The organism is Saccharibacillus qingshengii, assembly GCF_013185195.1.
Classification (GTDB): Bacteria; Bacillota; Bacilli; order Paenibacillales; family Paenibacillaceae; genus Saccharibacillus; species Saccharibacillus qingshengii.
Genome location: NZ_JAAZWC010000003.1, coordinates 190,247 through 212,674 on the forward strand (window position 1 = coordinate 190,247; position 22,428 = coordinate 212,674).

At 57.5% G+C, this 22,428-nt stretch carries 20 protein-coding genes; 19 read left to right on the forward strand and 1 reads right to left on the reverse strand.

Going from position 1 to position 22,428, the window contains the following annotated elements:
* The first annotated feature begins 89 nt into the window (after window positions 1-89).
* The 19 genes from fabF (at window position 90) to HRQ60_RS04440 (ending at window position 20,601) form a co-directional block, all read left to right on the forward strand.
* The gene (fabF, locus tag HRQ60_RS04350; RefSeq protein WP_172194412.1) at window positions 90-1,334 is read left to right on the forward strand and encodes a beta-ketoacyl-ACP synthase II; all 1,245 of its coding nucleotides are present in this window, start codon (window positions 90-92) and stop codon (window positions 1,332-1,334) included.
* 12 nt (window positions 1,335-1,346) lie between these two features.
* On the forward strand, window positions 1,347-2,036 hold the full coding sequence (gene rnc / locus HRQ60_RS04355) for a ribonuclease III (protein ID WP_172194413.1): 690 nt from the start codon (window positions 1,347-1,349) through the stop codon (window positions 2,034-2,036).
* 160 nt (window positions 2,037-2,196) lie between these two features.
* Entirely contained in the window at window positions 2,197-5,766 is a 3,570-nt protein-coding gene (gene smc, locus HRQ60_RS04360; protein ID WP_172194414.1) for a chromosome segregation protein SMC, read from the forward strand.
* Between the two features lie 60 nt (window positions 5,767-5,826).
* Window positions 5,827-6,840 carry a signal recognition particle-docking protein FtsY gene (ftsY, locus tag HRQ60_RS04365; protein ID WP_172194415.1) on the forward strand — a complete coding sequence of 338 codons (1,014 nt, stop codon included), beginning with the start codon at window positions 5,827-5,829 and terminating at the stop codon, window positions 6,838-6,840.
* Window positions 6,841-7,030: 190 nt separating this feature from the next.
* Window positions 7,031-7,672 carry a PAQR family membrane homeostasis protein TrhA gene (gene trhA, locus HRQ60_RS04370; protein WP_172194416.1) on the forward strand — a complete coding sequence of 214 codons (642 nt, stop codon included), beginning with the start codon at window positions 7,031-7,033 and terminating at the stop codon, window positions 7,670-7,672.
* A 161-nt stretch (window positions 7,673-7,833) separates the two neighbouring features.
* Complete coding sequence (ylxM, locus tag HRQ60_RS04375) at window positions 7,834-8,190, forward strand: YlxM family DNA-binding protein (RefSeq protein ID WP_172194417.1); 357 nt, start codon at window positions 7,834-7,836, stop codon at window positions 8,188-8,190.
* Window positions 8,191-8,276: 86 nt separating this feature from the next.
* Window positions 8,277-9,656, forward strand: a complete 1,380-nt coding sequence (gene ffh / locus HRQ60_RS04380; RefSeq protein ID WP_172194418.1) for a signal recognition particle protein — start codon at window positions 8,277-8,279, stop codon at window positions 9,654-9,656.
* Between the two features lie 64 nt (window positions 9,657-9,720).
* Window positions 9,721-9,993 carry a 30S ribosomal protein S16 gene (rpsP, locus tag HRQ60_RS04385; RefSeq protein ID WP_037282436.1) on the forward strand — a complete coding sequence of 91 codons (273 nt, stop codon included), beginning with the start codon at window positions 9,721-9,723 and terminating at the stop codon, window positions 9,991-9,993.
* Between the two features lie 23 nt (window positions 9,994-10,016).
* Complete coding sequence (locus HRQ60_RS04390) at window positions 10,017-10,247, forward strand: KH domain-containing protein (protein WP_172194419.1); 231 nt, start codon at window positions 10,017-10,019, stop codon at window positions 10,245-10,247.
* Window positions 10,248-10,428: 181 nt separating this feature from the next.
* The gene (gene rimM / locus HRQ60_RS04395) at window positions 10,429-10,962 is read left to right on the forward strand and encodes a ribosome maturation factor RimM (protein WP_172194420.1); all 534 of its coding nucleotides are present in this window, start codon (window positions 10,429-10,431) and stop codon (window positions 10,960-10,962) included.
* A complete protein-coding gene (gene trmD, locus HRQ60_RS04400) occupies window positions 10,962-11,822 on the forward strand; it encodes a tRNA (guanosine(37)-N1)-methyltransferase TrmD (RefSeq protein WP_172194421.1) in 861 nt (286 codons plus the stop codon). Before rimM ends, trmD begins: the two co-directional genes overlap by 1 nt.
* A 178-nt stretch (window positions 11,823-12,000) precedes the next feature.
* Window positions 12,001-14,388: a TPM domain-containing protein gene (locus HRQ60_RS04405; RefSeq protein WP_172194422.1), complete on the forward strand. Its 2,388-nt coding sequence runs from the start codon at window positions 12,001-12,003 to the stop codon at window positions 14,386-14,388.
* 192 nt (window positions 14,389-14,580) lie between these two features.
* Complete coding sequence (gene rplS / locus HRQ60_RS04410) at window positions 14,581-14,925, forward strand: 50S ribosomal protein L19 (RefSeq protein WP_172194423.1); 345 nt, start codon at window positions 14,581-14,583, stop codon at window positions 14,923-14,925.
* Between the two features lie 187 nt (window positions 14,926-15,112).
* On the forward strand, window positions 15,113-15,739 hold the full coding sequence (gene lepB / locus HRQ60_RS04415) for a signal peptidase I (RefSeq protein ID WP_172194424.1): 627 nt from the start codon (window positions 15,113-15,115) through the stop codon (window positions 15,737-15,739).
* Window positions 15,740-15,830: 91 nt separating this feature from the next.
* The gene (ylqF, locus tag HRQ60_RS04420; RefSeq protein ID WP_172194425.1) at window positions 15,831-16,694 is read left to right on the forward strand and encodes a ribosome biogenesis GTPase YlqF; all 864 of its coding nucleotides are present in this window, start codon (window positions 15,831-15,833) and stop codon (window positions 16,692-16,694) included.
* A 221-nt stretch (window positions 16,695-16,915) separates the two neighbouring features.
* Window positions 16,916-17,593, forward strand: coding sequence for a ribonuclease HII (locus HRQ60_RS04425; RefSeq protein WP_172194426.1), 678 nt, complete (start codon window positions 16,916-16,918; stop codon window positions 17,591-17,593).
* 115 nt (window positions 17,594-17,708) lie between these two features.
* Complete coding sequence (locus HRQ60_RS04430) at window positions 17,709-19,892, forward strand: flagellar hook-length control protein FliK (protein ID WP_172194427.1); 2,184 nt, start codon at window positions 17,709-17,711, stop codon at window positions 19,890-19,892.
* Window positions 19,889-20,188, forward strand: coding sequence for an EscU/YscU/HrcU family type III secretion system export apparatus switch protein (locus tag HRQ60_RS04435; RefSeq protein WP_172194428.1), 300 nt, complete (start codon window positions 19,889-19,891; stop codon window positions 20,186-20,188). Before HRQ60_RS04430 ends, HRQ60_RS04435 begins: the two co-directional genes overlap by 4 nt.
* On the forward strand, window positions 20,185-20,601 hold the full coding sequence (locus tag HRQ60_RS04440; RefSeq protein WP_172194429.1) for a YraN family protein: 417 nt from the start codon (window positions 20,185-20,187) through the stop codon (window positions 20,599-20,601). Before HRQ60_RS04435 ends, HRQ60_RS04440 begins: the two co-directional genes overlap by 4 nt.
* A 129-nt stretch (window positions 20,602-20,730) precedes the next feature.
* On the opposite strand, the gene HRQ60_RS04445 is transcribed toward HRQ60_RS04440, so the two are convergent.
* Window positions 20,731-22,311 carry a YifB family Mg chelatase-like AAA ATPase gene (locus HRQ60_RS04445; RefSeq protein ID WP_172194430.1) on the reverse strand — a complete coding sequence of 527 codons (1,581 nt, stop codon included), beginning with the start codon at window positions 22,309-22,311 and terminating at the stop codon, window positions 20,731-20,733.
* Window positions 22,312-22,428: the final 117 nt, after the last annotated feature.

Genomic DNA, 22,428 nt, shown 5'->3' on the forward strand with positions numbered 1-22,428 from the left:
ACAAAGCCGGCTCGGGACTTCTCCTTCATTATGGAACAATAAATCAGATGATCCCGGAAACGGGTTTCGCAAATATAGAGGTGACCCCTATGGAACAGCAGCACAGAGTCGTCGTTACCGGTATGGGAGTCGTGACTTCCCTCGGCAAGGACGTGGAAACGTTTTGGAACAGTTTGCTCGCAGGCAAATCGGGTATCTCGAAAATCGAGAGCTTCGACGTCAGCGAGTATCCGACGCAGATTGCCGCGGAGATTCACGACTTCAATCCCGAAGATTACGTCGAACGTAAAGAAGCCCGCAAGATGGACCGCTACGTGCAGTTCGCTTATGCGGCTTCCACACAGGCGCTGCAAGACAGCGGCCTGAAGATCGGCGATACCGTCGAAGCGGAACGGATCGGCGTTATTGTCGGTTCGGGCATCGGCGGACTTGGCACATGGGAAGACCAATTTACAATCCTGATGCAAAAAGGTCCGAAACGGGTGAGTCCGTTCTTCATACCGATGATGATCGCGAATATGGGTTCCGGCGACGTATCGATCAAGCTGGGCGCCAAAGGACCGAACACTTCGGTCGTGACGGCCTGTGCGACCGGTACGCATTCGATCGGCGATTCGTTCAAACTGATCGCGCGCGGCGATGCCGACGCGATGATCTGCGGCGGTGCCGAAGCGACGATCCGTCCGACCGGACTTGCCGGATTCTGCGCGATGCGCGCCATGTCGACCCGCAACGACGACCCGTCAAGAGCGAGCCGTCCGTTTGACAAAGACCGTGACGGATTCATTATGGGCGAAGGCGCCGGCGTTTTCGTATTGGAATCGTTGGAGCATGCCCAGGCACGCGGTGCGCATATCTATGCGGAAGTGGTTGGCTACGGACTGAGCGCGGATGCGCATCATATGACCGACCCGGATCCGGACGGCGCGGCACGCTGCATGAAGATGGCGCTCAAGAGCGCGAATCTGCAGCCGGAAGATCTGGATTACATCAACGCGCACGGCACTTCGACGCCGGCAGGCGATCTGTCGGAGACGAAGGCTGTCAAGATGGCGCTCGGCGATCACGCTTACAAAGTGGCGGTCAGTTCGACCAAATCGATGACCGGGCATCTGCTCGGCGCGGCAGGCGGTGTGGAAGCGGTGATCTGTGCGCTGTCTTTGGACAACCAGATCATGGCGCCGACCATCAATATTGAAAACCAGGACGAAGCATGCGACCTCGATTACGTGCCGAACACGGCGCGCAAAGCGGATTTGAAGGTTGTCATGTCCAATTCGTTCGGGTTCGGAGGCCACAACGCTTCCGTTATTCTCAAAAAATTCGAAGCGTAAGGAGCCGGGACGTTGAGCGGAGATCTGAAACAACTGCAGCAGAAACTAGGAGTCCAGTTTGCGGATAAGCCTCTGCTTAAACAAGCTTTCACGCATGCGTCGTATGTGAACGAACACCGGTTCAGTCAGCATCATGACAATGAGCGGCTCGAATTTTTGGGCGACGCGGTACTCGAGCTGACGGTATCGGAATTTCTCTACAATCGTTTCCCTGGTCGGCCCGAAGGCGAACTGACCAAGCTGCGTGCGGCGATCGTCTGTGAACCTTCGCTGGTCAAGTTCGCGGAAGCGCTGAATTTCGGCGCTTACGTGCTGCTTGGCAAGGGAGAAGAATTGACGGGCGGCCGCAGCCGTCCGGCTCTGCTCGCGGACGTGTTCGAATCGTTCGTGGGCGCGCTTTACCTCGATCAGGGCCTTGCGGAGGTTCGGGGGTTCCTCGACCGTTACGTATTCCCGCAGGTGGCCTGGGACGGCAAGCTGCAGATGAGCGATTTCAAAACAGAGCTTCAGGAACTGACCCAGCATCACAATCTCGGTGTGCTTGAATACCGGATTGTCGAAGAGCGCGGTCCGGCACACGAACGCGAGTTTGTGTCGGAAGTGTATATGGGCGAACGCAGCTTGGGCCGCGGAAACGGACGTTCCAAAAAGGAAGCCGAGCAGCAGGCCGCAGCTGCGGCGCTGGAAACGCTGAAACTGTAGCTACAAAAAAAGAGCAAAGAGCGGCCGCAAGCTTCACAACGGGATGTCCGAATCTGCCCGTGCCGCTTTTTGCTCTTTTTCGTTGTAAAAGGAAAAAGCGTTTCCCGCCGATAACAATAGACAGACAGGATCAACAGGAAAGGGGAGGTGAGCGACGGTCATGTATCTGAAACGGATCGAACTCGCCGGATTCAAATCGTTCGCCGACAAAACGGAGATGGAATTCGTCCGCGGCATTACCGCGGTCGTCGGTCCGAACGGAAGCGGAAAAAGCAATATTTCCGATGGTATCCGCTGGGTATTGGGGGAGCAGAGCGCCAAAAGCCTGCGCGGCGGAAAGATGGAAGATATCATCTTCGCCGGCAGCGATTCGCGCAAAGCGGTGAATTACGGCGAAGTTTCGCTGACGCTGGATAACGAAGATCAGGTACTGCCGCTGGATTTTGCCGAGGTGACGGTCACGCGGCGCGTTCACCGCAGCGGGGACAGCGAGTATTTGATCAACCGGCAGCCGTGCCGACTGAAAGACATTACGGAACTGTTTATGGATACTGGCATCGGCAAAGAAGCCTATTCGATCATCGGGCAGGGGCGAATCGAAGAGATTCTCAGCACGCGTTCCGAAGATCGTCGGGGGATTTTTGAAGAAGCGTCGGGTATCGTCAAATATAAATCGCGCAAAAAAGAAGCCAACCGCAAGCTTGCCGATACCGAGCAGAATCTGCTGCGTATCCATGACCTGGTTACCGAGCTGGAAGACCAGATCGGACCGCTCAAAGCCCAGGCGGAAAAAGCGCGGCGCTACAAAGAACTCAAGGAAGAACTTCAAGACAAAGAGATCGCTCTTTTCGTTTATCAGATCGGTGAAATCCACGAAGCCTGGACAGCCGCCTCGGAAAAATTGGCGGCTTTCGAACGTCAGCGCGAACGCCTGGCGGGAGTCGTCGACGAGCACGACCGTACACTCGACAGTGACCGTCAGGTCCTGCGCGCGGTGGAAGACGAGATTGAAGAACTTCAGAACCGACTTCTGCGCTACAGCGAGCTTTTCGAGAAATCGGAAGGTTATGCGCAGCTGCTCGAAGAACGGCGCCGCAATCTGGAACAATCCCGGGAGCAGCTGGCCGAGGCGATCGAGAATGAAGGCGAACGTTTCGACCAGCGCAAACAGGAAAGCTTGTTTGTGCAGAACAAATTGAACGCGGCCCGTTTGGAGCTGGAGCATCTCCAGACCGAACTGTCGGCCGAGCAGGCCAAACTGACAGGCGTTACCGAAGGCATCAGCCACGAACAGGAAGAATCGCTCAAAGGCGATCTGCTCGAACTCATGAACAAGATGGCGCAGACCCGCAACGAAATCCGTTATGCCGACCAGCAGAAGGAAGGCGTCATGCGCCGGATGAACCGGGTGAACGAAGAATCCGGCCGCTGGGAGACGGAGAAGAAGCGTCTGGATCAAGAACATGCCGAGCGCAAAGCCGCCCTGGACCAGGCAGCGGCCGAAATCGCGGAACTGCGACGCTCGTACATCGAAGAAAGCGAGAAACTGCATACGCTGCAAAAAAACGCGGCGGACAGTTCTTCGTCGGCCCGCAAATGGGAGCAGAAGCGCGAAGCGCTGGTGTCCCGGCGGGATACCATGCAGGAGATGCAGGAAGATTTCGAAGGCTTTATGGTCGGGGTCAAAGAAGTGCTGAAAGCTTCGCGGGGCCGTCAGCTCGAAGGCGTGCACGGAGCGGTAGCGGAACTGATCCGCGTGCCGCAGCAGGTGGAAACGGCGATCGAAACGGCGCTTGGCGCTTCGCTGCAGCATATCGTGATGGAGAACGAAGCGCTGTCGCGCAAAGCGATCGGGTATCTGAAGCAGCGTCAGCTTGGCCGTGCGACTTTCCTGCCGCTGGACGTTATCCGGCCGCGGCATATGTCGGACAGCGACAAACGCGCCGCTGCCGGCGCGCAGGGCTTTGTCGGGATCGGAGCGGAGCTGGTCGAAGCCGACGAACGGTATGCCGGTATCGTCGGCAGCCTGCTCGGCGGTCTTGTCGTGGCCCAGACGCTTGAAGATGCCAACGGCATCGCTTCGCGTCTGAATTACCGCTACCGCGTCGTGACGCTCGACGGCGATGTGGTCAATGCCGGCGGCTCCATGACCGGGGGCAGTCAGAACCGGCGCGGCAGCAGCCTGCTGGGACGCAAACGCGTCTTGGAACAGCTGGAGCGCGAAATTGCGGAAAGCGAACGCGAGATTGCGCGCCTTGTGCGCGAAGAACGGGAGAACGGCGCGCTGGCCGTGCAGAGCGAAGAACGCTTGTCGGCACTGCGCGAACGCGGCGATGCCCTGCGCGCCGATCAGCAGCGTCTGGACGGCGAGCTGAAACAGACCGAGCACGGCCTGCGCCACGTGAACGAACAGTTTGCGCTGCACGGGGAAGAACGCTCGGGGTATCACGAAGAGCTGGAGAACGCCGGGCAGAGCCGTCAAAAAGCGGAGGAAAAGCTCAAAGAGCTGGAAGCCGAAGAAGCCGCGGTGCGCCAGTCGATCGCAGCCGCGGAGTTTGCGCGCAAAGCCGGCGAGTCGGCGAAGGAAGAACTTCAGGGCAAACTGACCGAACTGCGCGTCCGGGAAAGCCGGCTGATCCAGGAAACGGCTTCGCTCGAAGAAAGGCAGAGCCGTCTTGGCGAAGAAACCGGCACCTTCTCGAACCAACTGGCCGACCGACGCAAAATGCTGCGCGCCGCGGAAGCGGAGCTGGCTGCCAACCGCCGGGACGCCGAAGAACATGTCCGCGAACTTCGGGAAGCCAAAGAGCTGAAGAGCAGCACCCAGGAACGTCTCGAAGAAAAACGGCTGGACCGCGTAGAACGCCAGCGGAAGCTGGAAGAGCGGGAGAACGAGACGCACAAACAGCGCAGCGAGCTCAAAGCCGTGGAAGAACAGATCCGGCATACCGAGATTCAGGCGGCGCGTCTGGACGTGGAGCTGGAAAACACGCTGCAGAAACTGACCGAAGACTATGCGATCGGATACGAATTGGCCAAGCAGCGCTACGAACTGCCGGAAGATCCGGAAGCGGCACGGCTCGACGTGCGTGAGATCAAACGCAAGATTACGCTGCTCGGCGAAGTCAGTCTGGGTTCGATCGAAGAATATGAGCGGGTCAGCGAACGCTACGAATTCCTGAGCGAGCAGAAAAACGATCTGATGGAAGCCAAAGCGCAGCTGTATCTGGTAATCCGCGAGATGGACGAAGAAATGTCCAAACGCTTCAAAACGACGTTCGATGCGATCCGGCGTCAGTTCGGTACGGTATTCTCCAAGCTGTTCGGCGGAGGCCGGGCCGATCTGGTGCTGCTTGATCCGGAACATCTGCTGGAAACAGGGATCGATATCGTCGCCCAGCCGCCGGGTAAAAAGCTGCAAAATCTGCAGCTGCTGTCCGGCGGAGAACGGGCGCTGACGGCGATGGCGCTGCTGTTTGCCATTTTGCATGTCAAACCGGTGCCGTTCTGTGTGCTGGACGAAGTGGAAGCGGCGCTCGACGAAGCGAACGTGACGCGGTTTGCCCAGTATTTGCGCGAGTTTGCGGAGCAGACGCAGTTTATCGTCGTCACCCATCGCAAAGGTACCATGGAGGAAGCGGACGTGCTGTACGGCGTCACGATGGAAGAAGGCGGCGTATCCAAGCTAGTCTCGGTCCGTTTGGAAGACGAAGAAGTCGGCATCGCTTAGAGCGGTGCCGTTTGCGGCAAAGACGATAAGGGGATATCCCGCGACTGGAGGCAATCAAGCATGAGTTTTTTTCGTAAACTGAAAGAAAGCATTGCAGGCAAGACCGATTCGGTGACCAAGCAGTTCAAGGACGGTCTGGAGAAAACGCGCAAAGGGTTTGTCGAACGCGTCTCCAGTCTGATGGTCCGTCGGCGCAAGATCGACGAAGAGTTCTACGAAGAACTGGAAGAAATTCTGATCGGCGCGGACGTTGGCGTGAATACGGTGATGGAACTGATCGACGATCTTCGCGTCGAAGTCAAAAAGCGCCGCCTGAACGATGCCAGCGAACTGCGTCCCGTGCTGTCGGAGAAACTGGTCGAGCTGCTCCGCGGCGAAGAAGACAACTCTCTCAACATGAGCGCGGAAGGTCCTACGGTCATTTTGTTTGTCGGCGTCAACGGCGTGGGCAAGACGACAACGATCGGCAAACTCGCGCACAAATTCAAAAACGAAGGCAAAAAGGTGATCCTCGCGGCGGGCGATACGTTCCGTGCCGGCGCGATCGAGCAGCTTGAAGTTTGGGGTACCCGTACCGGCGTCGAAGTCATCAAGCAGAACCCGGGCTCCGACCCGGCTGCGGTCATGTACGACGCCGTGCAGGCCGCCAAGCAGCGCCGCGCGGATGTGCTGATCTGCGACACCGCCGGACGGCTGCAGAACAAAAGCAACCTGATGGACGAGTTGAACAAAATTTTCCGCGTGATCCAGCGCGAGATCCCGGGTGCGCCGCACGAAGTGCTGATGGTGCTTGACGCGACGACCGGACAGAACGCGCTCAGTCAGGCCAAGCTGTTCGGCGAGAAAAGCGGCGTAACCGGGCTTGTGCTGACCAAACTCGACGGCACGGCCAAAGGCGGCATCGTCGTGGCGATCCGTCAGGAATTGAATATTCCCGTCAAACTGGTCGGTCTCGGCGAGAAAGTGGACGATCTGCAGGAGTTCGATTCGGAGCAGTTTGTCCATGCGCTGTTTGCCGGTCTGATCGAAGAAGAACTGGTAGACGAAAACGGAGAGCCGCAGCAGCCGGAATAAAGCGGGCTTATCGGGATAAAACCGTGACAAGCCGCCGACAATGTCGGATTTTCCGCGGTTTTCGGGCGTTGTATGCAGAAGGCGAAGTGGAAAACCGCGGCGGGAGCCGTTATAATCGGAATATGATGTTTCTGAAAACAACGCAGCTGCGGTGAAAAGATTCATTTTTAAAAGAAGGAGGAATGTCTACATGGCCAATACGCATACGTATTCCCGCCGGGAAGAAGTCGCCAACGCCGTTACGCACGGGATCGGAGCCGCGCTTAGTATTGCCGCCCTGGTGCTGCTGATTGCTTTTGCAGTCGCAAAAGGCAATGCCTGGCATGTGGTGAGCTTCACCATTTACGGGGCTACCATGCTGCTGCTCTATACAAGCTCGACTCTCGTGCACAGTTTCCGCGAAGGAAAGGTAAAAGACTTCTTCGAGTTCATGGACCATTCCTCTATCTATCTCTATATCGCGGGAACGTATACGCCGTTTATGCTGATCGCCGTTCGCGGAACGCTCGGCTGGACAATCTTCGGTCTCGTATGGGGCATCGCAATCGGCGGCGTGGTGTTCAAAGCCTTTTTCGTGAAAAAGTTCCTGTTCATGTCCACGCTGTTCTATCTGCTGATGGGCTGGCTGATCGTGCTGGCATGGGGAGCGCTGACTCAGGCCATTCCTGCCACAGGCATTCATCTGCTCGTCGCAGGCGGCCTGATGTATACCGTAGGCACCGTGTTCTATGTATGGCGCGCTTTTCCGTTCCATCATGCGATCTGGCATCTGTTCGTACTGACAGGGAGTATCCTGCATTTCTTCTGCATTTTGATGTATCTGCTGCCTTAATTCAGGCTTCGGATAAGCGGATCATCGGGATAGAAAATCGAATTCAAATAATCCTTGAAGATGTTAAGCGCAAGCGCTTGACATCTTCTTTTGTTTTCGGTATGATAGGGAACGTTGATCGATGTGTAAAGTGTTTCGCCTTGACGAGAGGAGCATTCCGGATGAGCCAAGACAATCGTCTGGAAAAGACGAATCGAATCAATCTGCTGTTCGCTTTCTATGAGCGATTGCTGACGGAGAAACAGCAGACCTTTCTCAAGTATTATTTCCATGACGACTTCTCGCTCGGCGAGATCGCCGCGGAATTCGAAATCAGCCGCCAGGCGGTGTACGAGCATATCAAGCGGGCGGAACAGACGCTTGAGAATTACGAAGCGAAGCTGGAACTGCTGCAGCGGCACGAGAGCCGGATGCAGACGATTCGGGAACTGGAAGCTTTGTCGTTCGACGACAAGCTGCCGGAAGAAACGCGCCGAACACTCGGAATCCTTTCCGAGAAGCTGCAGGCTCTGGAGTAGCGGAGCACGCGCAATCCCGCGAATTCGATAAATGAATGCCTTTCGATATATAATAGTAGAGAAGTGATCGAAACGGGGGTGAACCTATGGCATTTGAAGGATTGACAACAAGGCTGCAGAACGTTTTCGGCAAACTTCGGGGCAAAGGCAAAGTATCCGAAGAAGACGTCAACGATGCGATGCGCGAAGTGCGTCTGGCTCTGCTGGAGGCGGACGTCAACTTCAAGGTCGTCAAGGACTTCATCGGCAAAGTAAAAGAAAAAGCACTCGGCAAGGAAGTCACCGAGAGCTTTACGCCGGGCATGGTCATCATCGATATCGTCAACAAAGAACTGACGGATCTGATGGGCGGCACACAGTCCAAACTGAACAAAAACACCCGGCCGCCAACGGTTATCATGATGGCCGGTTTGCAGGGCGCCGGTAAAACGACGACGACCGGCAAGCTTGCGAAAATGCTGCAGAAGCAGGGAAGCCGGCCGTTGATGGTCGCAGGCGATATTTACCGTCCTGCGGCGATCAAACAGCTTCAGGTGCTCGGCGAGCAGCTGAACGTTCCGGTCTTCTCGCTGGGCGACCAGGTCAGCCCGGTCGAGATTGCCCGCAAGGGCCTGCAGGAAGCCAAAGACAAAGGCCATGACTACGTCATCATCGATACGGCAGGCCGCCTGCATATCGACGAAGACCTCATGGACGAGCTGAAGCAGATCCATACGGAGACGAAGCCGGATGAAGTGCTGCTGGTCGTGGATGCCATGACCGGTCAGGACGCCGTCAACGTCGCTCAGAGCTTCAACGAACAGCTGTCATTGACCGGAGTCGTGCTCACCAAGCTCGACGGCGATACACGCGGCGGTGCCGCATTGTCCGTCAAAGCCGTGACCGGCTGTCCGATCAAGTTCATCTCGCTCGGCGAGAAATTGGACGCGCTCGAGCCGTTCCACCCGGAGCGGATGGCTTCGCGAATTCTCGGGATGGGCGACATGCTGTCGCTGATCGAGAAAGCGCAGGCCGGAATCGACGAGAACAAGGCGAAGGAAATGGAGCGCAAAATGCGCAACGCGGAATTCACCTTCGACGATTTCCTCGAGCAGATGGAGCAGGTCAAGCAGCTTGGCCCGCTGGATCAGATCATGGATATGATCCCGGGCATGAACAAGATGAAACAGAAGACCGACCTCAAAGTCGATGACAAACAGGTCGGTCGGATCGAAGCGATCGTGCACTCGATGACGAGCGTGGAGAAACAGACGCCGGACATCATCAACTACAGCCGTCGCAAGCGGATTGCGGCAGGCAGCGGAACGTCGCTTGCCGAAGTCAACCGCTTGATCAAGCAGTTCGACGAGATGAAGAAGATGATGAAGCAGCTCTCGGGGATGATGGATCCCAAGGGCGGCGGCAAGAACAAAGCCATGAAACAGATGCAAAAGATGAGTAAGGGCATGCGTTTCCCGTTCCGTTAAGCCGGAAGTGAAGCGATTAGCATAAAGCCTTAAAGCAGTTTATTTCTTGAAGGAGGTGATTTTCGTGGCAACTCGCATTCGTCTGAAGCGTATGGGCGCTCATAAAGCTCCTTTCTATCGTATCGTGGTATCGGATTCCCGTTCCCCGCGTGATGGACGCTTTATCGAGGAGATTGGTTACTACAACCCGGTCGCAGAACCGCAAGTAGTAAGCATCAACGAAGAAAAAGCATTGGCATGGCTGCAAACCGGCGCGCAAGCGTCCGATACCGTTCGCAACCTGCTGAGCAAAGCCGGAATCATGAAGAAATTCCATGAATCCAAACTGCAAAAATAAGACAGTGACGCGGAGGGGTTGACGTGGAACAGTTAGTAGCGGTTATCGCAAAAGCTTTGGTCGATCATCCGGAAGATGTTGCAGTCCGTACCGTAGAGAAAGAGTCCTTGGTCGTATACGAACTTTCCGTGCATCCCGATGACGTAGGCAAGATCATCGGGAAGCAGGGGCGGATCGCCAAGGCGCTGCGTACGGTTGTAGCATCGGCAGCAGTCAAACTGGACAAGCGGGTAACCGTGGATATCCAGTCTTAAAAGGGAGAGTTCGGTGCGGCAGCGTATCCGAAGCCTCTCCGGTCTTAAAGATATACGAAAAGGGGTTAGGAGGTTTTCTTCCTAGCCCCTTTTCGTACATGGTCAAGACTTTCCCGGCTAACGCCGCCCCTATATAATGAAAGAAAACTCCAGACCAGAACCGAAAGGACAGAACCCAACCATGAATCCGAATACCCAACCCGAATTTTTGAGTGTAGGCAAGATTGCCAATACGCACGGCATACGCGGAGAATTGAAAATTTTTCCGTTTACCGATTTTCCTGAAATCCGTTTTGCCCAAGGCAAACAGCTTCTGCTGATTTCGCCGGAAGACGGATCGATACTGAAAGTGAAAATCGTAGGCTCCCGCGAGCAGAAGAATGTCTACGTCGTCAAACTGGACGGCTACGATAACATCAACCAGGTTGAGAAATACAAAGGCTGGGACGTTAAAGTACCAAAAGACGAAGCGGTCGAAGCCGAAGAAAACGCGTATTATTTCCATGAAATCATGGGCTGCAAAGTGTTGAACGAAGCAGGCGAAGAATTGGGTCAGATTACCGATATTTTGACGCCGGGTGCCAATGATGTATGGGTAGTGAAAACAAAAGGCGGCAAAGAGCTGCTGATTCCGTTTATCGAAGATATCGTGAAAGACGTCAATATTGCCGAAAAAACGATACGGATCGAAGTCATGGAAGGACTGCTTGACTGATGCGGATCGACGTACTCACTTTGTTTCCGGAAATGTTCGAAGGCGTCTTCGGTGCCAGTATTCTCGGCAAAGCCAGAGACAAAGGCCTGGTGAAGCTGTCGGCCGTGAATTTCCGCGATTATTCCACCAATAAGCACGGACAGGTCGACGATACGCCTTACGGCGGAGGCGGAGGCATGGTGCTCAAGCCCGAGCCGATTTTTGCCGCGGTCGAAGATCTGCTGAGCCGACCGGAATTGGCGGCAGACGCCGCTTCTTCGGCCAGTGCGGATCGGACGGGAGAAGCGCCGGCAGCCGCGTCTGCATCTGAAGAATCGTTATCCGCTTCCGCCGCTTCAGGTTCCCGGCCCCGGATCGTTCTGCTTTGTCCGCAGGGCGAGACGTTCACCCAACAGAAAGCGGAAGAGTTTGCCCGGGAAGATCATCTTATTTTTATCTGCGGTCATTATGAAGGATACGACGAGCGTATCCGGATCGGACTTGTGACGGACGAAATTTCGATCGGCGACTATGTACTGACAGGCGGAGAACTGCCGGCCATGGTCATGATCGACAGTACCGTGCGTCTGCTGCCCGGCGTGCTCGGCAACGAGAACAGCGCGATCACGGACTCGTTCAGCACCGGACTGCTAGAATATCCGCATTACACCCGGCCGACCGAATTCCGGGGGATGCAGGTCCCGGATGTTCTGCTGTCCGGACACCACGCCCATATCGAAGCCTGGCGGCGGCGCGAATCGCTGCGGCGTACCCTGCAGCGCCGTCCGGAGCTGCTCGATCGCCTGACGTTGACGAAGCAGGAACAGAAGTGGCTGGAAGAACTCAAACGCGAAGAAGCTTCTTCGGTTACGACCGATTAAAGACCGGATTCACCCGATAGAAGAAATGCCCGGAGCGCCGCAGGATTTGCGGCGCTCTTTTTTGCGCGGAAAATGCTAAACTGGAAGGGACAGCCGCTCCCAAAAAGGTTACATAAGAAAAGAACGCAGGAACGGGGTCCCGGCGGCGATAGAGAAAAAAGAAAGGAAGGAACTTACCATGGGAAGAAAACGCATAGAAAAGGTTCTGCCTGCACTGTTTGCGGTCCTGCTGCTGTTTGCCTTGGCGCTGCCGATAACCGCTGCAGCTCCCCAAAAAAGCGGCATCATCACCGATGAAGCGAATCTGTTCACCACAAACGAGAAGCGGCAGCTGGAAAAAGAACTGTCGAACGGATCGCGTCCGATTTATGTACTGACGGAAAGCGGGTTGAGTGAAAGCGAAGGCTCAAGATTATCGGCTGAAACGTATGACAGCTGGGGGCTGGGCAAAAACGAGCTGCTGCTTGTGATCGTGAGCGATCCCAATTCGGTTCACTTGGAAATGGGCAGCGGAGGCAAGAACGAAGCGCAGCGGATTCTCGACCGGTATTTCGTTCCGGAAGCGAGCAGAAACGGGCCGGCTGCCGGTGCGCTTGCCGTTGCCGAGTATATCAACGGAAACGGAGCATCCGGCGGATTCCTGGCGGGAGGAGGATGGTTGTACGCGATTCTTGCCCTGGGTGTCCTCGGAATCGTGTTATATATCCCTTTCAGTATGTATCGCGCGGGTTCGCAGGTGAAAAAGCGTGCCGGAGAGCTGAAGCAGCGCCAGCAGAAAGCCTCGGCCGTCGTGGACGGTATTATGCTGTCGGATCTGTTCCGCGAAGTCGAGATGGGCTTTGTGCAGGGCAAGACGCTGAAGGAAGCGGAAGAGATCAGCCGGGGAACGGTTGAACTGCATCAGGCGGGCGGAGAACTGGCTTCGCGCCTCGAAGAGTTTCGGCCGGGAACATTTGCTTCCGGGGCCCAGCGCAAGCGTTTGGATACGCTGACTCTCGAAGTCGGGACATGGGAAGACAAGATCGGAGCGCTGAACGAACGCTACGAGCTCGCTGCGGCAAGTTTTGCGGATGTGCGGCGCCGGGTAAGCGAAGGCAAGATCCTTGCCGAAGAGACGCGCCGGAAACTTGAGAAGCTGCGCGAGGAAACCGGCTATCCGCTGGATGTCCTCCAGCGTGAATTCGAGGGTGCGTCGGCGCTGCTTGCACAGGCGGATGGCCTGGACGAGTTCGATGTGATGCAGGCAGCCGCACCAGCGGAACAGGCGGCAGCCAAACTGCAGGAAGTGTCCGGCAGTCTGGGAACGCTGAGCGCCATCGCAGCGCAAGCTCCGCATTGGCCCGAGCGGATCGTCCGTATGGAGCGCGAACTTCGCCCGGTCGTGGAGCGCGAAGAGTTGAAGCTGACCGAAGAAGATCCGTTCCGGGTATTGAGCGAAGCGGGCGGCGAGACGGAGCGGCTGCAGGGTCTGATCCGATCCGGGGATGTACCGGCAGCCCAAGCGTGTGCGCAGGGAATTGCCGCAAGGATCGAAGAAGCGAAGCAGATAGTGAACCGTCGTCTGGAGAGCCGGACTTCGTCTGCGGAATCGCTGCGGGATGCGGAAGTGCTGCTGCAGGAAGTCGAAGCGTTCGAACCGCGGTACGAGCAGGGGCTGGCGCAGCTGCGCAGCCGGTATGCCGAATCCCACTTGGATTCGCAGCGCCGCCGCCAAGAAGAGATTGTCCAAGCGGCGGAAGAGATTCGGCGTCTGCTGCCGGAAATCCGCTCGGCACTCAACCCGCAGGTCCAATATTACAAAGCCGCACGGGAAAAAAGCGACCGGGTCGACGAACGGACCGCGCGTTCGCGCGAGCTGATGCGCGACGCTTTGGGTTATGCCGAAGAGCTGGAAGCACAGCACCGGGCGGCGCAGCAGCGGTTTGAAGGAGCGCGCAGCGTTTTCCGCCAGGCGGGTGCGTCGTATCGGTCAATGGGCGTGAGGATGCCGGAATACGAACGGGTCCTGGATACCGCCGAATCCGGCGGCGAAGACGTATCGGCCGCGCTGCAGCGCGTACCGGTCGATCTGCTGCAAACGGAGCCCCTGCTGGCCGCCTATGAGCGCAATGCGGCAGATTTTGCCCGGCATATCCGTGAATTGGAACAGCAAAGGAACGAAGCCATTCGGCAGTTGGAGCAGCTGAACGGGGAGTTCCTCGGCCGCGAACCGTCTTATCGCCGGTATCTCCAGACCCGTTCGTATATCGGGCGGTACGAAGCTTTTGAGTCGGAGGCGCGGAGACAGATCGCGGAAGGGCGGTTTGACGAAGCAGCCTCTCAAACGGCTTATGCCCGGCAGGTGTTCGACGAGATGGAACGGGACTATCGAACAGCCGTCCAGCGTGCGAATACGAGCAGCCGGGGAGGCGGAGGTTTTGGAGGAGGTCTGGGAGGCGGTTCGGGCGGCCGCAGCGGTGGCGGCCGTTCTTCGGGCAGTTCCAGCTGGGGAGGCGGACGCTCCAGCGGATCTTCTTCCTGGGGCAAAGGAGGCGGAGGGCGTTCATCGGGTTCTTCCAAGTGGTAGCGAGCTCTGCAGGGGCTTTTCCGAATAATCGATTTGTTAAAAAAGAAAAAGTTTGCATTAATCTATTGCCTTTTTGCCTGTATACATGGTAAAATCAATCCGTTGTGTAATCTTGCGGTCCTCTGCGAATGATGAGGCGGAAATTTTTCCGAAGAAGACGTACGAACGCATGTGTGGAAGGAGGAAACAAACATGAATCTGATTCAAACTCTTACTCAGGAACAACTGCGCAAAGATATTCCGAGCTTCCGTCCTGGCGACACTTTGAAAGTGCACGTTAAGGTTATCGAGGGAACTCGCGAACGTATCCAGTTGTTTGAAGGTGTTGTGATCAAGCGCAAAGGTGGCGGCATTGCCGAAACTTTCACAGTTCGTAAGATCTCTTACGGCGTGGGCGTGGAAAGAACTTTCCCGATCAACTCGCCTAAACTCGACAAAATCGAAGTCGTGCGTTACGGTAAAGTTCGTCGCGCGAAACTGTACTACCTGCGTGATCTGCGCGGTAAAGCAGCAAGAATTAAAGAAGTTCGTCGTTAATTTCCCGTTTCGGGAAAAGAGCGGACGAAAATGGGGAGCTTGGAAACAAGCTCCTTTCGTTTTATTCCCAAAACCTCCGGAAATATGAGCATTTCTCAAAACCGGACGGCGCGAGGTGACGCTTCGCTGTCGGACGTTTTTGCAAAATGCTGATGTTTGGATATTAACCGTAAGGAGAGGGCAAGCTATGGAAGAAAACGTGAACCATCCCGCGCAGTCATCGGAAGAAGCGCCTAAAAATCCGAAGAATAAAGTGAAAAGCGAGACGCTCGAGTGGGTAAAGGCGATCGCGATCGCGCTGGTATTGGTCTTTGTGATCCGCTGGCTGCTGTTTGCGCCTTACATGGTCGACGGGTCCTCGATGCAGCCGAATTTTCATGACAGCGAGCGGGTTATCGTCAACAAGATTCTTTACGACATCCGTCCTCCGAAAAAAGACGAGGTTATCGTTTTCAAAGTGCCTTCCGAAGACAACAAGGAATTTATCAAACGGGTGATTGCGCTGCCGGGCGATACCGTCAAGGTCGAAGGCGACGAAGTGACGGTCAACGGCAAGATCATCAGCGAGCCTTATATTCAGGGTGTGCTGGACGAGGCTCACGCCAACAACGTAACTTACAACAACAACACGAATTTTCCGAACTCGAAATTCCCGGACGGAACGGTTCCTGAAGGGCACGTGTTCGTTATGGGCGACAATCGTCCCAACAGCAAGGACAGCCGTATGATCGGCTACGTTCCTTACGGCGATATTACCGGCCGTGCGGATCTGGTCTTCTGGCCGTTCAGCGACCTGCATATCGTTAACCATTAAGCGCCTTCGGCCGTAAGACGGCAGGCGGAGCATGACAGGCCGGGCCGCGTTCAGTAGAGCGGCCGGCCGCCAAGAGAGGTGAAACACCGTTATGACAATCCAATGGTTTCCCGGTCACATGACCCGTGCGCGCAGACAGATCGAAGCGAAGCTGAGTCTGATCGATCTTGCGATCGAGCTGCTTGATGCCCGACTTCCGCTGTCCAGCCGCAACCCGATGATCGGTGATATTTTAAAAGACAAACCCCGCCTGATCCTGCTGAACAAGTCGGACCTGGCGGATCCTGAAATGACGAAAAAGTGGATCGACTATTTCCGCGAAGAAGGCCACACGGCGATCGAGACCGATTCTTCGGGCGGACGCGGCATGAAAGATATTTCGATTCAGGCCAAACTGCTGCTGCAGGAAAAAATAGACCGCCAGATCGCCAAAGGCATGAACCCGCGTGCGATCCGGGCGTTGATTGTCGGGATTCCCAACGTCGGGAAGTCTACGCTGATCAACCGCCTTGCCGGCAAAAGTATCGCCGAGACGGGCGACCGTCCGGGCGTAACCAAAGGCCAGCAGTGGATCAAAGTCGGCAAAGAGATGGAACTGCTCGATACGCCGGGCATTTTGTGGCCGAAGTTCGAAGATCAGAACGTCGGCATGAAGCTTGCGGTAACCGGTGCGATCAAAGAAGACGTGCTGAACGTGGAAGAAGTCACTTTCTTTGCAATCAAGTATTTTGCGGAACATTACTGGGGCCGTTTGTCGGAGCGTTTCGTGCTCGGCGAACGCCCGGAAACGTTCGATGATGCGGATGAAATTGTCCGGATTATGGAAGGGATCGGCCGCAAGCGAGGCTGTCTGATGAGCGGAGGACGAGTCGATCTGCAAAAGGCTTCGATTCTGTTCCTCCGGGAACTTCGTGCCGGCAAAATGGGCCGTTTCTCGCTCGAAGAACCGTTTTAGGGCTTCGCGCCCTATCGGATCATCAGCTGTATGTACCCGCAGTAAACCGCGCAGGCAGCGCGTTAGAGGATCGTCGAATCAGGAGCATGGATCGCACGGGGGAATGTTCGTATGCCGAACATTCCCGGCGGTCGCTGCGGCTGCTGCGGCGGTCCTTTTTACATACGGATCGAACTGGACAAGATAAGTGCGTTAATATAAAGAAAACGGAGGAGATTCACATGCCCAAAACCAAAAAAGGAGCGGACGGCCCGCCCAAACCGAAAAAGGAAAAAGTGGAAATTGACCGTCTGGCTCTGGAGAAAGAACTGTGGGCGGAAGGATACGAACGGATTGCCGGCGTGGACGAAGTCGGACGGGGCTGCATGTTTGGCGATGTGGTAGCGGCCGCGGTTATTTTGCCGACGGGACTCAAGATCGAAGGAATCGACGATTCCAAAAAACTGTCGGAGAAAAAGCGCGATGAGCTGTATGGCATCATTACAGAAGAAGCGGTAGCTATCGGAATAGGCCGCGTCGACGCGGAAACGATTGACCGGATCAATATCAAACAAGCCTCCCGCCTTGCGATGAAGATAGCCGTGGAAGCGTTAAACGTCGAGGTTCAGGCTCTGCTTGTCGATGCGGAGACGATTCAGGTGGATCTGCCGCAGCGCGCGATCATCAAAGGGGATTCGCTCAGCCAAAGTATCGGAGCGGCGTCTATCATTGCGAAAGTGACCCGGGATCGTCTGTGCGCCGGAGAGTGGGAACGGGACTACCCCGGTTACGGCATTGCGGTACACAAAGGTTACGGTACGGCTGCGCACCGCGAGCGTATTCTCGAACTCGGAATCAGCTCTTTGCACCGGCAGAGTTTTTTGGTGAAAATGAAAGCCGAATACGAACAGCTGCGATAGAATCGGATATTTGGGACCGGATTCTTAACGAGCGGGGATGTTTTTCCGATATATCGGTATAGAAGGGTTTGTCCGTGAACGGGCAGCTACGAACAGGGAAAGCGAGGTGAGCGAGATGAATATCGGATCGTTATTCAAAAGTATGATTGGGGATGCCAAGCCCGGCGAAGTGAAACAGTTGGATCTGCGCGAAGGACAGGTTGTGCGCGGCGTTGTTCAATCGGTATCCGAAGATGGCAAAGAAGCGGTGATTCAGATTCAGGGCGTCAAAGTAAATGCGAAGCTGGAAACGCCGCTGCAGGCAGGCCAGACCGCTTTTATGCAGGTTCAGCCCGCCGCCGAAGACGGTTCGGTTGTCATGAAGCCGGTATCGGCTCCTCCAGGTGCCGCCGCAGGCGCCCAGTCGATGGAGGACACACTGAAGCAGCTGGCGCTGCCGGACAATAAGCAGAACCGCGAACTCGTTCGGATGATGCAGCAGGCCGAGATTCCGCTCACCCGCGAACAAGCCGCAGATGTACGCAATCTGCTGGCACAAAAACCGGCTGCGGTCGATGCGCAGCAGTGGGTCCGTTCGATCGGGATTTTGCAGCAGCGCGGCCTCCCGGTCACGCCGCAGAGTATCGCCGGTATGCAGCAGGCTGTGTTTGGGCCTCCCGCTTCCGCGGTACTCCAGAATCTGGAACAGCAGGTTGCGGCCGTACTGGCACAGCTGGGAGATTCGGCCGGCGAAGAGTCTGCGCTGCCGGGTCGTAACGCCGGCGGGCAGGCAGGCACAGCAGGCCTGACAGGGCCTGCAGGAAGCGCACCGGGCGCCGCTGCAGCCGGCGGCCAAACCTCGGCGGCACCAACGCCGGGTGCAGCTGCCGCAGCCTCGGGCAGCGCAAGCCCCGCCGCGCCGCCGGCAGCTTCCGGCGCGGGCATGACTGCCGCTGCCGGACAGCTCGGCAGCGAGGAGAGCGGGCCGGCTGCGCAGGCCCGCTCGGCCGCCCAGGCGCCTGCCGGTGCAGGAACCGGCACCGGCGAAGCGGGCGGACCGAAAGCCGCTGCAGGGGCTTTCGGTCCGCCCACAGCCGCGGACAGCGCAGCTTCCGCGGCAGGCAAAGCCGGCGCGGCCCAAGCGCCGGCAGCGGCGGCTCCGCAGGCCGCTCCGGCGTTCGCCGCGGACAGCCGCGCGGCGCAGGGAACCGCCGCGGCGAACGGAACGGCGTCCGCTTCGCCGGATGCCGTCCTGCTGCGCAAAGTGCAGGCGCTGCTCGGCGAACTGCATTCCGCCGCCGCCGGAAGTACGGCAGCGGCGGGGCAGCCGTCTGCCGCTGCCGCCCAAGCGGCTCCGCAGCAGGCACCGCCAGACGGAGCGGAGAACGCTCCCTGGGTCGGCCGTCTGCTCAAGATGCTCGGCGCGGAGCACGAGCAGCAGGCCGCGCGTTCGACGCTGATAAACACGGCACCGCCTGCGCCCGCTGCGGCGCAGCCTGCGGCCGCCCAATCGGCACCGGCCGCTGCATCGCCGCAGCCGGAACCCCGGGCGGCTGTACAGCCGCCTGTACCGTCAGCGCCTGTGCCAACGGCAAATGCCGCTGCCGTCCCTCCGGCTGCGGCGAATACCGACACGCCGCCCGGCATTTCCGCGGCCGTTCGGGCCGCCGCAGATCAAGTACTGCGCGGTGTGCAGGGCGAGAATACGCGCCTGGGCAGCGAACTTCCTTCCGCCGGAACCGCCCAACCGGCGGGCGCCGCGCCGGCCGCTGCCGAAGTGCGCGAGACGCTCAAGTCGCTGCTGCTCCAGCTCTCCGCTTCGGATACGCTCCCGGCCGCAGTAAAAGACGCGGCGCAGCAGGCCGTTCAGCAGTTGACCGGACAGCAGCTGCTGCTGAATACGGATCGTACGGCTCCGTTTGCCCAAGTGACGATGTTTCTCCCGTTTGTAGGCCCCGACGGCAATCAGACCGCTTCGGTCCAGATCGAATCAAGACGGGGGGCCAAAGGCGAACTCGATGCTTCGAACTGCCGCCTGTGGTTCGACCTGGACATGAAAGCGCTGGGTCATACGGTGGTGGACGTTCAGGTCGTCGACCGCAAAGTCAGTCTTAATTTTCGCAACGACGAAGAATGGGTGCGTCCGCTGCTTGAAGCCGGACAGCCGCAGATTGCTTCTGCGCTGGAATCGGCCGGGTACCAGCTGATGGCGCTGCGGACGGATACCCTGCCCCAGCGTGCGGAAGGTGCCGCGGGAGAGAGCGGAACTCCCTTGTCTTTTGTTCCGTCGTCTTACCGGGGAGTGGATGTGAAAATATGAAAGAAGCCAAACCTGAAGAAACGGCGCGAAAACGCGCGGTTGCCCTCAAGTATTCTCCGGAGCAGATGGCCGCTCCAAGCGTCGTAGCCAAAGGCAGCGGTACGATCGCGGAAGCGATTCTCGCCCGTGCCCAGGAAGCCGGTGTGCCGATCCAGGAAGATGCCGCCTTGGTCGAAGTGCTGTCGAAGCTTGATCTGGATCAGCAGATTCCGGCCGAACTGTACGGACTTGTCGCCGAGCTGCTCTCGTTCGTTTATCGCAGCGACCGCGAAGCGGCAAGGAGAATCGGGCAATGAAGGAATTCTCCGCCCCGCCGCAAAACGCGTTTGCCGAATCCGGCAAATCATCGCCTCCTACCCGCAAAGACAAAGGAAAAGCCGCCGAAGATGCGGCGGCTTTGTATATCCAACAGCAGGGTTGGCAGCTGGTGGAGCGCAACTGGAACTGCCGGTCGGGTGAACTGGACGTGATTGCGACCCGGGGAGAAACGGTATTGTTCGTCGAAGTGCGCAGCCGGAGCGGCAGCGGCTTCGGTCTGCCTGCCGAGTCGGTGGATGCCCGCAAAATCCACAAAGTCAGACGAACAGCCGAAATTTATCTCCAGCGTGCCGGATGGTCGGATCGTCTGATCCGTTTCGATGTGATTGCGGTTATGCTGGGAAGAAATCTCGAGATTCGTTCTCTGGAGCATATCGAAGAAGCTTTTTGAACGGTCCCTGTAGAGAGAGGGGCGGAATTGAAGATCGCTAGCGATGCGGATTTCCCGTGATGGCCGGACCGGAGGCTCTCCTGTCCCGTCCATGGCGGAAATCCGCTTTTTGGCGTTGCATGCCCAAATTTATTCGGGCATTTTGCGATCCAGCTGCCGGTACTGAAGCGCTTCGGCGATATGTTCGCTTCGGATTTCATCGGAGTCCGCCAGATCCGCAATGGTCAGCGCCAATTTAAGGATACGATCGCGCGAACGCATGCTGAGTCCCATGGCGCCGATCGCGGTATCCAGCAGCAGCCGGGCTTCTTTTCCGGGAGCCGCATATCGTCGCAGCGCCGCACCGCTAAGGTCGCTGTTCACCTGTATCCCCAGCGATCGGTAGCGTTCCCGCTGCCGCCGGGCAGCCGCTTCCACCTGGATACGCAGCGCGGCGGAAGACGTACCCGATGCGGACAGTTCATTCGTGGAAGGCCGCGGAACTTCGACCTGCATATCGATCCGGTCGAGAAGCGGACCGGAAATCCGGGCGCGATAACGGGCGATGGCCGCCGGCGAGCAGACGCAGGAAGAAGTTCCGTCTTGCCCCGGACCTCCGCCGCAGGGGCAGGGGTTCATGGAGCATGCCAGCATAAAATGGGCCGGGAACGTGAAAGCGGCGCGGGCGCGGCTGATTGTCACATTGCGGTCTTCCAGCGGTTGGCGCAGTACCTCGAGCGCTCCGCGCGAAAATTCGGGCAGCTCATCCAGAAACAGCACACCGCGATGGGCCAGACTGACTTCTCCCGGACGCGGAATCGATCCTCCTCCGGCAAGACCCGACGGCGAAATGGTGTGGTGCGGGGAACGGAACGGCCGAAGACGAACCAAGCCCTGGCGTGCGCGTGCGCTCTGCAGCCGGCCGGCCGCGCTGAGAATTTTGGTCGCTTCCAGCGCTTCGCTGTCGGTCAGCTCCGTCATGATGCCGGGCAGCCGTTTGATCAGCATTGTTTTTCCGGTTCCGGGCGGTCCCGACAGCAGAATGTTGTGCATCCCGGCTGCTGCAATCGTCAGTGCGCGTTTGGCCTGCTCCTGACCCAGCACGTCCACGTAATCTTCGTTCGCGGCAGCCGTTTCCGACGGATCGGCGGAGCGGCCGGGTTTGTGCAGCAGGCCTGCCGCATCAAAGGTATAGCGTTTTTCTTTGCCCGAAGCCAGTTCCGCGCGTTCCTGCTCGGGAACGAGCAGGCTCAGGTGCGGCAGCGCGTGAACGGCAAGGCCGCCGGTGAGCGAAGCTTCGTCCGCGTTCCCGGGCGGGACGAGCATGGCATCGAATCCTTGGCGCCGTGCGCAGTCGGCCATGGCCAGAACGCCAGGGACGGGGCGGAGAGCGCCGTCGAGCGACAGTTCGCCGACCGCGACGAAGCGCCGGCCATCCGGCAGACTCAGCTGTTCGTCGCTGAGCAGAATGCCCAGCGCGATCGCCAGATCAAGCGAAGAACCTTCTTTTCGCAGATCGGCCGGTGCCAGATTGATGGTGACCCGACGGTTCGGGAAGCGGAATCCGCAGTTCTTGAGCGCCGCTTTGACACGGTCCGTCGATTCCCGGATCGCCGAGTCGGGCAGACCGATGATCGTTGTCTGGGGCAGTCCGTTCGCGATATCCACTTCCACTTCGACAATAAAGCCGTCTACACCGTACAGGCAGGCACTATAACTTTTTCCATACATAACAAAAAACACCTCGTTTCACAGGATGGCAGAGTTGCCTCGCAGGCCTCGAAAAGGGTGCTTCCTCTTTTTCGGAATCGTTCTTTCTTTATTGTAAGCCAGCTGCCGAGTAAGTCA

Coding starts and splice junctions, on each gene's coding strand:
- fabF (WP_172194412.1), top strand. CDS start 90: ATGGAACAGCAGCACAGAGTCGTCGTTACCGGTATGGGAGTCGTGACT.
- smc (WP_172194414.1), top strand. CDS start 2,197: ATGTATCTGAAACGGATCGAACTCGCCGGATTCAAATCGTTCGCCGAC.
- ftsY (WP_172194415.1), top strand. CDS start 5,827: ATGAGTTTTTTTCGTAAACTGAAAGAAAGCATTGCAGGCAAGACCGAT.
- trhA (WP_172194416.1), top strand. CDS start 7,031: ATGGCCAATACGCATACGTATTCCCGCCGGGAAGAAGTCGCCAACGCC.
- ylxM (WP_172194417.1), top strand. CDS start 7,834: ATGAGCCAAGACAATCGTCTGGAAAAGACGAATCGAATCAATCTGCTG.
- ffh (WP_172194418.1), top strand. CDS start 8,277: ATGGCATTTGAAGGATTGACAACAAGGCTGCAGAACGTTTTCGGCAAA.
- rimM (WP_172194420.1), top strand. CDS start 10,429: ATGAATCCGAATACCCAACCCGAATTTTTGAGTGTAGGCAAGATTGCC.
- trmD (WP_172194421.1), top strand. CDS start 10,962: ATGCGGATCGACGTACTCACTTTGTTTCCGGAAATGTTCGAAGGCGTC.
- HRQ60_RS04405 (WP_172194422.1), top strand. CDS start 12,001: ATGGGAAGAAAACGCATAGAAAAGGTTCTGCCTGCACTGTTTGCGGTC.
- rplS (WP_172194423.1), top strand. CDS start 14,581: ATGAATCTGATTCAAACTCTTACTCAGGAACAACTGCGCAAAGATATT.
- lepB (WP_172194424.1), top strand. CDS start 15,113: ATGGAAGAAAACGTGAACCATCCCGCGCAGTCATCGGAAGAAGCGCCT.
- ylqF (WP_172194425.1), top strand. CDS start 15,831: ATGACAATCCAATGGTTTCCCGGTCACATGACCCGTGCGCGCAGACAG.
- HRQ60_RS04425 (WP_172194426.1), top strand. CDS start 16,916: ATGCCCAAAACCAAAAAAGGAGCGGACGGCCCGCCCAAACCGAAAAAG.
- HRQ60_RS04430 (WP_172194427.1), top strand. CDS start 17,709: ATGAATATCGGATCGTTATTCAAAAGTATGATTGGGGATGCCAAGCCC.
- HRQ60_RS04435 (WP_172194428.1), top strand. CDS start 19,889: ATGAAAGAAGCCAAACCTGAAGAAACGGCGCGAAAACGCGCGGTTGCC.
- HRQ60_RS04440 (WP_172194429.1), top strand. CDS start 20,185: ATGAAGGAATTCTCCGCCCCGCCGCAAAACGCGTTTGCCGAATCCGGC.
- HRQ60_RS04445 (WP_172194430.1), bottom strand. CDS start 22,311: ATGTATGGAAAAAGTTATAGTGCCTGCCTGTACGGTGTAGACGGCTTT.